12 protein-coding genes are annotated in these 12638 nt (G+C 42.7%); 7 read left to right on the forward strand and 5 right to left on the reverse strand.

The window, feature by feature from the left end; genetic code table 11:
- Nucleotides 1-73 precede the first annotated feature (73 nt).
- Nucleotides 74-1747 (forward strand): apolipoprotein N-acyltransferase, encoded by a 1674-nt coding sequence (gene lnt, locus OSCIL6407_RS0106050; protein WP_007358174.1) that lies wholly within the window; start codon nt 74-76, stop codon nt 1745-1747.
- Between the two features lie 39 nt (nt 1748-1786).
- Here lnt and OSCIL6407_RS0106055 read toward each other — a convergent pair whose 3' ends face one another.
- Together OSCIL6407_RS0106055 and OSCIL6407_RS0106060 are read right to left on the reverse strand one after the other, a co-directional pair.
- Nucleotides 1787-3784, reverse strand: coding sequence for a histidine phosphatase family protein (locus tag OSCIL6407_RS0106055; protein WP_019487021.1), 1998 nt, complete (start codon nt 3782-3784; stop codon nt 1787-1789).
- A 499-nt stretch (nt 3785-4283) separates the two neighbouring features.
- Nucleotides 4284-5192, reverse strand: a complete 909-nt coding sequence (locus OSCIL6407_RS0106060) for a bestrophin family protein (protein WP_007358171.1) — start codon at nt 5190-5192, stop codon at nt 4284-4286.
- 212 nt (nt 5193-5404) lie between these two features.
- On the opposite strand from OSCIL6407_RS0106060, the gene OSCIL6407_RS0106065 reads away from it, so the two are divergent.
- Nucleotides 5405-7642 carry a single-stranded-DNA-specific exonuclease RecJ gene (locus OSCIL6407_RS0106065; protein ID WP_007358170.1) on the forward strand — a complete coding sequence of 746 codons (2238 nt, stop codon included), beginning with the start codon at nt 5405-5407 and terminating at the stop codon, nt 7640-7642.
- 157 nt (nt 7643-7799) lie between these two features.
- Here the strand turns inward: OSCIL6407_RS0106065 and psb30 are convergent, their stop codons facing one another.
- The gene (gene psb30, locus OSCIL6407_RS32320; protein WP_019487022.1) at nt 7800-7940 is read right to left on the reverse strand and encodes a photosystem II reaction center protein Ycf12/Psb30; all 141 of its coding nucleotides are present in this window, start codon (nt 7938-7940) and stop codon (nt 7800-7802) included.
- A 190-nt stretch (nt 7941-8130) separates the two neighbouring features.
- Here psb30 and OSCIL6407_RS0106075 point away from each other — a divergent pair, with 190 nt between their 5' ends.
- The 3 genes from OSCIL6407_RS0106075 to OSCIL6407_RS0106085 all read left to right on the forward strand — a co-directional run bounded on the left by OSCIL6407_RS0106075 (nt 8131) and on the right by OSCIL6407_RS0106085 (nt 9350).
- Nucleotides 8131-8499 (forward strand): YkgJ family cysteine cluster protein, encoded by a 369-nt coding sequence (locus OSCIL6407_RS0106075; protein ID WP_007356066.1) that lies wholly within the window; start codon nt 8131-8133, stop codon nt 8497-8499.
- Nucleotides 8500-8598: 99 nt separating this feature from the next.
- On the forward strand, nt 8599-9030 hold the full coding sequence (locus OSCIL6407_RS0106080; RefSeq protein WP_007356067.1) for a TMEM165/GDT1 family protein: 432 nt from the start codon (nt 8599-8601) through the stop codon (nt 9028-9030).
- Nucleotides 9031-9062: 32 nt separating this feature from the next.
- Entirely contained in the window at nt 9063-9350 is a 288-nt protein-coding gene (locus OSCIL6407_RS0106085) for a TMEM165/GDT1 family protein (protein WP_007356068.1), read from the forward strand.
- A 200-nt stretch (nt 9351-9550) separates the two neighbouring features.
- On the opposite strand, the gene OSCIL6407_RS0106090 is transcribed toward OSCIL6407_RS0106085, so the two are convergent.
- Complete coding sequence (locus OSCIL6407_RS0106090) at nt 9551-10054, reverse strand: DUF4149 domain-containing protein (RefSeq protein ID WP_007355161.1); 504 nt, start codon at nt 10052-10054, stop codon at nt 9551-9553.
- A gap of 268 nt (nt 10055-10322) precedes the next feature.
- On the opposite strand from OSCIL6407_RS0106090, the gene queC reads away from it, so the two are divergent.
- A complete protein-coding gene (gene queC, locus OSCIL6407_RS0106095; RefSeq protein ID WP_007355162.1) occupies nt 10323-11018 on the forward strand; it encodes a 7-cyano-7-deazaguanine synthase QueC in 696 nt (231 codons plus the stop codon).
- A 102-nt stretch (nt 11019-11120) separates the two neighbouring features.
- Here the strand turns inward: queC and OSCIL6407_RS0106100 are convergent, their stop codons facing one another.
- Nucleotides 11121-11471, reverse strand: coding sequence for a hypothetical protein (locus tag OSCIL6407_RS0106100; RefSeq protein ID WP_007355163.1), 351 nt, complete (start codon nt 11469-11471; stop codon nt 11121-11123).
- A 240-nt stretch (nt 11472-11711) separates the two neighbouring features.
- Between OSCIL6407_RS0106100 and OSCIL6407_RS0106105 the strand changes: the two genes are divergently transcribed.
- A complete protein-coding gene (locus tag OSCIL6407_RS0106105) occupies nt 11712-12620 on the forward strand; it encodes a cation diffusion facilitator family transporter (RefSeq protein WP_007355164.1) in 909 nt (302 codons plus the stop codon).
- Nucleotides 12621-12638 lie beyond the last annotated feature (18 nt).

The following is a 12638-nucleotide window of genomic DNA, read 5'->3' on the forward strand; positions in this document are numbered from 1 at the left end:
TATAGGGTGGGCAATGCCCACCTTGTAACGCCCCCAGAGAGCGCAGTTATCAAGGCGATAATATTAAATTTAGATGTGGATATTCAAAAACCTAAAAAGTCCTAATTTACAGTCTGATACGATTAAAAAATACCGCTTAGCAATTGCATTGATTGGCGGTATTTTAATGGCCTTAGCAACTGCACCTGTAAGTGCTTGGCCCTTGGCGTGGTTAGCACTCGCTCCCCTTTGGGTGATGATTGCTAGTTATGAAAAGCCAAAATTAGAAGAAAAAAAACAAAAATTTTTCCTTCTTCCCTTTTCCTTCTTCCTTCTTCCTTCATTATGGGGAATTGGCTATCACGGGTTAGCTTTATCTTGGATAATGGGAATTCACCCGATGACTTGGCTGGGGGTTCCTTGGTGGCCAAGTTTGGCGATTGCAGTGTTTTGTTGGGTATTTATCACCCTTTGGGGAGCTGCATTAGTCGCTATCTGGGCGTGGCTATTTATAATTCTTAACTCAACTCCTTTAGCACAGGAAGCTGGGGGGAGAAAATCTCAATTATCGGTCTTAATTCGCCTCTTAATTGGGACAGCTTTGTGGTGCAGTTTAGAATATATTTGGAGTTCCGGCTCCCTATGGTGGACATCTCTATCTTACACTCAAAGTCCGCATAATTTAGCAATTTTACACCTCGGTCAACTTTCTGGGCCTAGTGCTATAACTGCCGCCATTGTAGCAGTTAATGGCTTAATTGCTGAAGCTTGGAGCGAAGGAAGAAGGCAGAAGGAAGAGGGCAGAAGGAAGAGGGCAGAAGGAAGAAGGGAAAATTTAATTTCTTATCTTTTACCTGTTATATTTTGCCTAATATTGCATATTATAGGTTTTAGTTTATATAGCCGCCCTTTGACTGAAGATGCAAAATCAGAGTTGAAAATAGGAATTATTCAGGGCAATATACCCAATGAAATTAAGTTTAATTCAGAAGGATGGATTCGCTCTTTGGAAGGCTACACTACAGGATATAAAAACTTAGCTAACCAAGGTGTAGATGCTGTATTAATCCCAGAGACAGCTTTACCGTTTGTTTGGACTAACCCTAATCAACGTTTTTACCTTTCTTTATATCAAGCTATTCTCGCTCAAAAAGTTGTTGCTTGGGTAGGGGGATTTGGACAACAGGAAGATAGCATTACAAATAGCTTGTTTACTATCAACGGTAATGGTGAAATAGTTAGCCGGTACGATAAAACTAAGCTAGTACCATTGGGAGAATATATTCCCTTTGAACAATTTATTGGCAGTATTATTAATCGACTTTCTCCTTTAGATTCCCATTTAGTAGCTGGTAAATCTAACCAATTATTTGATACACCTTTTGGTAGAGCGATTGTCGGTATTTGCTATGACTCAGCTTTTACTGAACATTTCCGCCGTCAGGCGGCGATGGGAGGTGAATTTATCCTGACTGCTTCTAATGATGCTCATTATAATTCATCTATGATGGCTCAACATCACGCTCAAGATTTGATGAGAGGAATTGAAACCGATAGGTGGGTGGTAAGGGCAACTAATACGGGTTATTCTGCTTTTGTTAATCCTCATGGCGAGACGTTGTGGATATCTGGTGTTAACACTTATGAAGTCCAGGCTGGTAATATTTATCGGCGTAAAACTCAGACTTTGTATGTGCGATGGGGGGATTGGTTAACACCTTTATTGTTAGTATTGGGTGTAATAGCGAAAGTTTTCCAAAGAGGGTAATAGATATTATCTAATTCTCTTTGGAAAAACAACTGACTCCTATTCAACGTTAAGGTTGACAACTAACCCATAAGTTGATACGTAGTCTTCTAACTCTTTTAGATCGACCGTACCATTCTTATCTGAGTCAAGAATATTGAAAAGATAATCAGTAATGTATCCCCTCATTTCTTCAGAGCTACGTTCGCCTGTGGTCAAATCTTCTACTAGGCCTAAAAGCTCCATAATCTCTGGTTTATCGAGGGTTTTACTGCCATCGGCATCCAATTGATGGAAAAGCTTTTTGACATCTTCTGTTCCCACTTTCGAGGAACGTAATGTTTCTCTCAATAAGTCACTACTAAAGGCATTCATAAAGAATGTTTGCTCGATGAAAGGGATACAGAAGAACCCTAGCGCGGCCCAGTAAATTGCATAATTCAGCGAGTCCAAATTTGTAGCTGTACTAACTCCAGCAAAAAGAGCGGCCCAAAGGAAAAAGTTAGGGTTAACAAGCAAGATATAAGCATCTTGAGCTTCTGCCTTGCTCAGTTTGCCACTTGAAAATATCAAAGTTAATGCAGCGCATAGACGCATCAGAATAAAAACTAATGCAGCAAACGCAAGCTGTTGAAAACCAGCTAGCGCTCGGTTCGGGTCGATGGGGGAAAAGAGGTCAGAAATAAATGTTGCAGGAGCAAACTGAAAGCCTGTTGCTAGGGCCATAAAAGCAACAGCCAGAACTCCGATAAATTTCCATTCTTTACTGTGCCGATTTGAATCAACAGGCGATTTAGAACGCCAAATTTGGGCGGCGGCTCCCGGTATTGCTAGACCTAGAGCTAGAATTACAAAGAAAAAGTTTAAACTGGAGAGGTTAATGGGTAATTGGGAACCTGCGATCGCTAATGTAGCAATCAGCGCGATCGGAGCAACTATTGATAATGTTCTTGATAAGACAGCCGATGGATAAAGATTGCCACCCCAAAGTATCGATAAAACTGGGGAAGTAAGGGCTGGCGGTACTATCCAGAAAAGCACCCATAAAACTTTATAAAGATCGGCAGGGCTTTGGTACAAAACTCCAGAAAATATTAAGGCGAGGCCAACTACCCATCGCAGCAACATCCACCCATAGACTACATATTTGACAGTTGAAGTTACTTTGCGTTTGCTCCCTGCAAAGTCGATGTCTAGGTAGGTATAAAATGTGGACATTGCCAGACAGATAATAATTATCGCTTTAAATAGCTCTGATGGAATTCCTTGTGGGGAAGTGCTGACTACTCTTAGCAAACTGCCCAGTAAGAATGCAACAGCGTATAATACAATCGCCCACATGATTGAAAGATCGTTGACCTTTTTGCGTAAAGCAGCCGCACCGCCAGATTCTTTGTCGCGAAATTTGACGAGTTCATCTCGACTTAAAGCTTTGCCATTAGGAAGTTTTAAGCTGTGATAAGCAGTTGGTGGCAAGTCACTTAAATAAAGTGCTAGAGGTTCTAGTACATATTGATGGCAGACAACTAGAACAGTTTCACCTCGTTCTAAGTGCGGTACAACTCGCTCTTTATAGAAACTGCTAGCGCGTACATAAATTTGTGAAATTTTTTCGCCAGTCGGAGGTGCTTCGTTATGTGAATGCAACATTTCCTCGAAGCCTTCATATCCAAGAGAAAGACGAAGCAAATTGAGGTTACGACCGGCAAAAATACCAAAAGAACGCTCGCTAATGCGGTGGTCGATCTGAACAGGAGTATCAGGAGATTTCAAGGCTTGACTTTCAGCTAGGGCGATTTCACAAGTTTGCCGCGCACGCCTCATGTGGGATACATATACTGCGTCAAATTTGACACCTTTTTTCTTAATATCAAGACCTGCGCGACGTGCTTGTAGCTTGCCAAATGCTGTAAGTCCAACATCTAGTATTCCAGCAAAAATGTTGCGCTCATTGCTGGTACTTTCGCCGTGCCGAATAAAGTAGGCTTCTCCATACAAGGGAAGCTTTTCTGGCTCAGATGGTGATGCAGTAGCCGTATCATTATTTGTGATTTCCATAACTTTTAATACCTTCAGACTAAAGATGTTGAGGTTGACGCGCTAAATCCTAAACCTACATAACAGACAGCAAAAATGTGTTCTAGTTAATGGATTAGCGAAGTATGAATAAGTAGACTACTTCTTCACAAATATGAATAAGAAGACTACTTGTTCCGAGAGGTAATAAATTCGCGATCGCTGTCGGTATTACTCCGCAACTTAGAAACGATAGTCGGATTACGATTATTTTTGACAGGATTGCATCTTAAATCAAAAAAGCTGAGAGTAAGTATATACTTAATTAAAAAATTTGTCAATACAAACTAAAAGATAAATTTTTAAGTAAATTTACTTACTTAAACAAACGTAAAATAGAAATGAGTAACAACCTTGCTAGATAAGCATTCTTCCGTTCCATTGATGGGGAGAGTTAGACTTCGGACGTTCGACAAGTTCAGTCGAACCGCGAACGGTCGAATACTTGTCAAACTGCACGCCAAAGCTTTATTACTTTTACTTATTTATGTGCAATATCACCGCAGCGAACACTCGGAGGCAAAGAAACTAAATCATCAATATTGCGCTGCATCGTAGCACAAATATTATCTAAAGGTAAATCATTAGCATCGTGACCAAAAGGATTTTCGATCTCAATGCCAATTTCTTCTATGCCAAATAAGGTAAAACTAATCAAAGCTACTATTAAACCAGTTCCCCAACTCAAATCCTTGACCATTTGAAATGGTAATGCAAAACAATAAATTAACAATAGTTGCTTGAGGTGAATCGCATAAGCTAAGGGTATAGGTGTCTTCAAAATCCGTTCGCAGCCGCCTAAAGTATCGACTAAATTGTTTACTAATTTCTGCATGGCTGTTAGCTGATAAACATCAATGCACTTTTGGCTATATTGCTTATGCAAATAATCAGAAATCCAGAAAGCAATTTCTAAAGGGGGATTGTTTATAGACTTGAGTTTTTGATATTGTGAGGTAGACATTAACTGCTCTAGTTCGCTGTTTACAGGCTCTAGCCTTAGATGCAATTTCATCGCCACTGCAAAGGCAGGTAAGAGCAGAATTGCTGACTTTTTTTCAAAAAAATCATCTGGCTCATTTTCCTCAACTGCCACCCAGATTTGACGGGATAGATTCCGAACGGTATTGATTAAATTACCCCAAAATTTCCGACCTTCCCAAAATCTCTCGTAAGCTGTGTTTGTTCGGAAAACTAATAATAAACCAAGGACGATACTCGGTACAATACTTGATAAAATGGGCAAAGATACGGGAAAGTTAAAAAAATGTAGAAAGGAAATAAAACCCCCAAATCCGCCGCAGATAAGAACGCGGGGCAAAATCTTAGGAATAACAGATCCGCGTAACTTAAAGGCAGTTTGAAACCAGGGTCGTTTTTCAGTCTTCATGCACTATCTCCTTTTTGCTTAATATCAGACAGAATCGGCTAACGGCTACTCTCCGACAATACTTTACTGGTTTTTTTAGCTGTCGTCAGAGTATTCCCCTAAGTATGTGTACCAATACATTGGGATTTTAGCTGAAAATTTATCTTGTTTGTGGTTTGATCGAAGCACTTAGTTAGGTAATATAGTTTAAGTATCTTTAAATAAAAGCTTCCGTGCAACAGCACTCAACTCCTCAGTCTCCGCGCGATCGCACTTTGCCTAATCAGCGGTGGCAAATCTACCCATCGCAGGCACAACAAGCCGAACATTTGGCCCAAGAAATTGGCTTGTCACCCTTGCTAGCACAGGTACTCATTAATCGAGGGATTGAATCTGCACAAGGGGTGCAAGCATTCTTAGAGCCCGAATTGGAAGTTTTGCCACCGCCAATGCAGGATTTTCCCGACTTAGCGATGAGTGTGGAGTTATTGCATGAAGCAATATCTCAAGGTGAAAAAATTGCTATTTGCGGTGACTATGATGCTGATGGCATGACGAGTACGGCACTTTTGTTGCGAAGTCTCAAAACTTTGGGTGCGAAGGTTGATTATGCCATTCCTAGCCGAATGCACGAAGGCTATGGCATTAACGAGCGCATTGTTGAGGAATTTAAGAGCGAAGGTGTAAGCCTGATTCTCACTGTAGATAATGGTATTGCTGCCTATCAACCGATTGCGAGAGCGCGAGAATTGGGCTTAAATGTGATTATTACCGATCACCACGATATCCCGCCGCAACTGCCGCCAGCAAATGCTATTCTCAATCCGAAATTAATTTCCGAATCTTCGCCTTATCGTGGTGTGGCGGGAGTTGGTGTTGCCTATATTTTGGCGATTTCCCTAGCACAGCGGATGGATAAAATGCAGGGTTTAGTAAATCCAATGTTGGAGCTTTTTACATTGGGAACAATTGCAGATTTAGCTCCTTTAATTGGTGTGAATCGCCGTTGGGTAAAACGAGGATTAAGGCTGCTGCCTCATTCGCAATTAGTAGGAGTGCAGGCGTTAATTGAGGTTTCGGGATTAGTACGTGAAAATAAACCAGAGGGCGAGCGACTCTCTACTCAAAACTCAACATCTTCAAGCGCTGCGAGTGCAATTAAGCAATCTAAAAATTCTCTCAAGCCGGAGGATATTGGCTTTCGCCTTGGCCCTCGGATTAATGCGATCGGTCGCATTTCTGACCCCCAAATTGTTATTGAATTATTAACAACTGACGATCGGGATTTAGCCTTAGAAAGGGCGAAGCAGTGCGAGGAAATTAATCAGCGCAGACAGGAGTTATGTCAAGAAATTGAGGCGGAAGCGATCGCGTATTGTGAAGAAACTCAGGTGGATTTACAGCAGGAACGGGTTTTAGTTGTCGTGCAACCAGGATGGCATCACGGCGTAATTGGTATAGTTGCCTCGCGGTTGGTGGAACGCTATGGTGTACCTGTATTTATTGGTACTTATGAGGATGAAGAAGAGGAAGATGCGGAAAGTTTAGCACCAGAGAAGATGTCTATTAGTAGCGAAGATTTAAGTGATAAAATAGATAATTTATCGATTAAATCTGTTGGTAAAAAGATTCGGGGTTCGGCACGAGGGATTCCTGAGTTTCACGTATTTGAGGCTTTACAATTCTGCGATCGCTTGTTAGGAAAATATGGGGGACATAAAGCGGCTGGGGGCTTTTCTATGCCAGCGGCAAATCTAGAAGAATTTCGCACGCAGTTAGGTATTTTTGCTCGTAAATCTTTAGAGTTACAACACCTCAAACCGCTAGTTTCTATTGATGCTCAAGCTAATTTTGCAGAAATTAATCTCGACCTTTACCGCCAAATTGATGCGCTGCAACCTTGCGGGATTGAAAATAAGGCTCCCGTATTTTGGACACCTAATGTGCGAATCATCGAACAAGCAACTGTTGGCAAAGAGAAAGCGCATATTAAAGTAACTTTCAGCCAAGATGTAAAGTCTATCCCAAATCTGAAGGCGATCGCATGGCGGTGGCGAGAATATTTCCCCCTGCCGCCGCGAGTGGATATTGCCTATCATTTGCGAGAAAATACATATAATGGCAATACCACAGTTGAGCTAGAGTTGGTGGGAGTGCGACTACCCACAGATACCGCAAGTTTACCTCCATCGCCCCAGAAAAAAGCCCTGGAGAAGGCTCAACAGAAAGCAGAGTTTTATTATAGCGATCGCAAGTACACCTGTAGCCTCTCCCAAATTGAAAATGTCAAAGAATTAAGAATTAGGAATGCTCAAGGGCAAGTTTTAGCAGTTAAACAAGGTGAAAAAACAGGACTTCTGGGAACAAGGCGAGACGATGCGATCGCTGTTGATGTCTCTCAACCCTTTTTCTACAATTTAATTAAAGCGGCTCTCAGTGCTTTAGAGCTTGCAAAAGAAAAAGTTAATTAAGAAGGAAGAAGGAAGAAGGAAGAAGGAAGAAGGAAGAAGGAAGAAGGCAAAAAACTAACGCAGAAGGCAGGCAAAATTCTCCCCTGCTCCCCCGCTCCCCTGCTCCCCCGCTCCCCCTGCTCCCCTGCTCCCCTGCTCCCCCTCTCCCCCGCTCCCCTTACAGATCGCCGCCGCGAAAAGCCAGTAGGACAATCACTAAAGGGCCAGAAAGCACGACTGCGGCGAGCGCAACTAGCTTAAAAATGCCTTCAAAGTTGATGCTGCTGAGATTGTTGACTAGATCGGTTAAAAAGTCCATTTTTCCTCTCGACTTTAATAAGTTTCGATAGCTCGGTGTATGAGAAAACACGCTTCTGATTTTACTTGGCGATCGCACCCTTTTTTTAAGTAACTTTACAAAAATCAATAAAACGCAAAAAATAATCAAATCAAGGCTATATTAGGGTGGGCATTGCCCATCTAGAGATGTTGACGAGCAATTATAGACAATGGCTACTTGGCGTTGTGTAAAGCAGTGTGGTGCTTGTTGTTACCTTGACCCAACAGAGCGCCCAGATTTGGATGAGTATTTATCTCCCGAAGAATTGGAGCTATACCTCAGCCTGGTAGGAGAGGATGGATGGTGTATAAATTTTGACCGCACTACGCGGGAATGCGGAATTTATGACGATCGCCCCCGCTTCTGTCGGGTGCAAGCTGACATTTTTCACGAGATGTATGGCGTTGAGGCCGAAGAAGTCAATGATTTTGCCATTGACTGTTGCGTGGAACACATTCAGGATATGTATGGCGATCGCTCTCTGGAAATGATCCGCTTTAACTCCGAAGTTGGCATCCTGGCCACTCCTGACATCTAACCACAGAAATAGTTTTGTTAGTGGGAGGGTTGCATTTTATCTGCTATTCTGGAAAAATGAAAAGAATCTGAAAATAAACAGCACTTAGCAAGATCGCCTGTGAAACTCTCTTCTTTCCCTCCCAGTTTGTCTGCTTCTTACTCACCTACTCCCTCTGGCGTAATTCCCCAACTCAAAGAAGTAGAACTAACATTAGAGCCAGCTTTAGTTGAGTGTGCTACTGAGCAGCATCAGCAGCACAAGGAACAGAAATCAAAGACTTGGGGAGTTTTTGCCTCCACTTTCGTGACTATCTTTTTAGCCGAAATCGGAGATAAAACCCAGTTAACAACTTTGCTGATGTCGGCTCAATCTCACTCTCCTTGGATCGTATTTGCAGGTGCAGGTTCCGCACTGGTGACAACCAGTTTACTCGGCGTTTTACTGGGACAGTGGCTAGGGACTCGGATTTCGCCTAAAACTTTAGAAAAATCGGCGGGTGTGAGTTTGCTGCTGATCTCGATGATGCTGGTGTGGGAAGTGCTGCACTAACTTTTTACTAACAATTGAAAATCAGCTATATCATGAACTGGCAACTTTTAGGATTAAGCTTTATTACAGTGTTTCTTTCAGAATTGGGAGATAAGAGTCAATTAGCTGCGATCGCCCTTGGTAGCAGTTCCAAATCTCCCCGCGCCGTCTTTTTCGGTACAGCTACGGCGCTGTTGTTAGCTACCTTAATAGGGGTTGTAGTTGGGGGTGGGGCGGCGGAGGTATTACCTACTCGCTGGCTAAAAGCGATCGCAGCGATCGGATTTGCCATTATGGGCGTGCGCCTACTTTGGCCCCGCCCAGATGTAGCTGAAGAATAATGGGTAATTGCTAATGGCTAATGGCTAATGGCTAATGGCTAATTGCTAATTGGGGAGAAGGGGGGATTTACCTCCTCATCGTCCCCTGCTCCCCTGCTCCCCTGCTCCCCTGCTCCCCTGCTCCCCTGCTCCCCTGCTCCCCCTCTCCCCCTCTCTTTCCCTAGCCCCTAGCCCCTAGCCCCTAGTCCCTTCTAACCAATTTAAGCATGATGCCGATAGCACCAGCTAAGCAGCATAGCACCAGCGGCTAACTTAACTGCTTCCAACCCAAAATAACTTTGGTGCAGCAGATTCATTTGCGAAGGAACCTCTACAACAGGTTCAAACAAATTCAGATGGGCTCCTAAAGCAGTCATCTGAGGAGTCAAAGCGTAAGTATCGAGCAATGCGATCGCCAGAAGAACAAAAGATAATAAAATTGCAGTGCGACTCCCTTTGCCGAAGTCAGTTGACGAATTGCTCAAAACCATAATACCTGTCATCCCCAAAGCTGCACAAAGCAACTCAACGCGGTTAAATGCCCAAAACATCATATTCCCTGCTGTGGCAAACCCAGAGGAATTGATCGTACCAGAAACGTACAGACTAGGCATAATTACCAAATCCAAAATTAAGCTGCCGCTGAGCCAAAAAGCTAATGTAAAAATAACAATTGTTTGCCAGCGCGGTTTACTTAATTCAACTCTTGAATAAATAGCTGTCATGCGAGTTGAGCCTCCAAGCCTCTTTTTGTCTCACTTTATAGCTTAACGAAAATCTTTCTTAGGAAACATGAAGTATTTTTACAATAAGTGCTAAGTTTTATGCACAATCTTCCCATAATTCTTTAAAATATCTTAAGAAAGAGGGGAAGTTGAAGGATTTGAGGTAGGAGATTGTTTCAATTAGAAAAAACTTAAAGCTAATTTCTAGGTGATTGACGTTTTAATTTTTACAATACTATAGAAACTTATTTGATTGAGGTTGCTCGCAGTGAAAGCAGTAGTTTTATTGTCGGGAGGATTGGACTCTTCTACAGTTTTGTACCAAGCTCAAGCAGATGGGTGCGAAAGTTATACTATTTCCTTCGACTACCAGCAGCGACATCTGCGGGAGTTGGAGTCAGCGAAGGCGATCGCACTTTCCGCAGGCGTTGTCAAACATCAAGTCGTATCCTTCGATCTTAGCCTGTGGGGTGGATCGGCATTAACGGATAATAAAATTGATTTTCCGCGCGATCGCACCCTCGCTCAAATGTCCGAGAGCATCCCGATCACCTACGTCCCCGCTCGCAATACAATTTTTCTAAGTTTTGCCCTCGCCTGGGCGGAAACTCTCAATGCCGATCGCATTTACATCGGCGTTAACGCCTTAGATTATTCGGGTTATCCAGACTGCCGCCCTGATTATATCCAAGCCATGCAAGAAGTATTTCGCTTAGGAACAAAACAGGGAAGAGAAGGCAATCCTATATCTATTTTAACACCATTGATTGACCTAAAAAAGACAGAAATAATTAAATTAGGCAATCATTTAGGCGTACCTTGGGAAAAAACTTGGTCTTGTTACGCTGGTGGTGAACTTGCTTGTGGCCTTTGCGATTCCTGCCGCTTGCGCGTCGCCGCCTTTGAAGAATTGGGATTAACAGATCCCCTACCTTATGTTGAGAACTATAATACTCAAAAATAGAAAATTAAAGTCATCCGATCGGGGTGGGAGTGTTAATTGGACGGGATTGCCGATCGGGTTTCATCGGCCAGTGAGTTGGGCGCGATCGCCCACTTAGATTACTCACGATTCTAGATACTGGTTTAAATCCTCTATCAGGCGGGTGAGTTCCGCTTCTGTAGTAATGCGGATGCGATCGTCCCGCAGTGTAATCAGCACTTTGGCAGCGAAGGGACTCGGCCAAATATTGGGATTGCAGAAAATCTCAAGAAAGACATCTCCTGTATAGCGATATTCCATAGGCTTTTGGGGTGCAGCTTTACCCGCACCAGTCGATGGTTTGCTAGCAGCAGCAGCTTTCAGACTTTGCATTAAGGTGGCGATCGCACTTTCCAATTCTCGCGCAGCTTGAGGGGTGAAGCTAAAAGTGACAGAACCCTCGATTAAATTCAGCGTCAGTTGAGCAAGAGACATAGGTCAAAAAATTTAACATACTGATTTAATGCTAGAATATATAGTCAACTTTGCAAAAGTTTTCTACCAAAATTCTGCACCACAATCCCTAACAATTAAAAATATTCTCAATAAGCTCCAGAGAAACCACCAACTCAACTAGAACTTTAGTCTTTAAACCTTAAAGCTCTTAACCTATTTTTAGTACTGTTACCTTTAAACTAGAAGCCATAAGACTTAATCGTAAACTAAGGAGATGTTATGGCTGCTGACAACCGTTCTGAAGTCCGCAAGGTTTTAATCATCACCCTAGTGCTGAATTTGGTGGTATTGACCATCAAAGCTGTGGTGGGTTGGCTGACAGGTTCCCTCAGTTTAATGGCAGATGCTTTACATAGCGTTACCGATAGTGCTAACAATATTTTAGGACTGACGGTGAATCATTTTGCGGCTCCGCAACCAGACCGCGAACACCCTTATGGACACCAAAAATTCGATTCCGTAGGGGCTCTAGCGATCGCGGCTTTTCTAGTAATTGCCTGCTTTGAAATTCTCAGCACTGCATTTGAAAGACTGGTTTCTGGTGGCAAACCTGCGAAAATATCTCCCACAGAATTGTGGATGTTGCTAATTGTACTAGGGATCAATATTTTTGTTGCCTTCTACGAGCGCAAAGTTGGTCAACGCAATGGCAGCGCTATTTTAATAGCTGATGCTCAACACACCATGAGTGATGTTTGGGTAACTATTATGGTAATAGGCGGGTTGATTGGGGTGTGGCAAGGCGAGGTCTGGAATCTACCTCAATTGCAATCTCTGGATGTGATTTTAGCTTTTCCGGTAGCCTTGTTGGTATTTAAAAGCGGCTGGCAAGTTTTCAAAGAAAATTTACCTTTGCTGGTAGATGAAATGGCAATACCGCCGGAGACTATTCAGGCGATCGTTATGGAAGTGCCAGGTGTTGTCAACTGTCACTCTATCGCTTCTCGCGGTGCGATCGGTCGTCAAATATTTATTGAAATGCACTTGATTGTTGAGGCAAAAGATGTGGAGAATGCTCATTTAATTACAGAAATAGTAGAAGAGCGCTTGCAAGCAAGATTCAACCCTGCTAGAATTTTGATTCATATAGAGCCTCCTGCTTATCAATCTGAACAAATTACCTACTAAAGGTAATAGGTAATTGGT

It is taken from the genome of Kamptonema formosum PCC 6407 (genome assembly GCF_000332155.1).
GTDB lineage: Bacteria > Cyanobacteriota > Cyanobacteriia > Cyanobacteriales > Microcoleaceae > Kamptonema > Kamptonema formosum.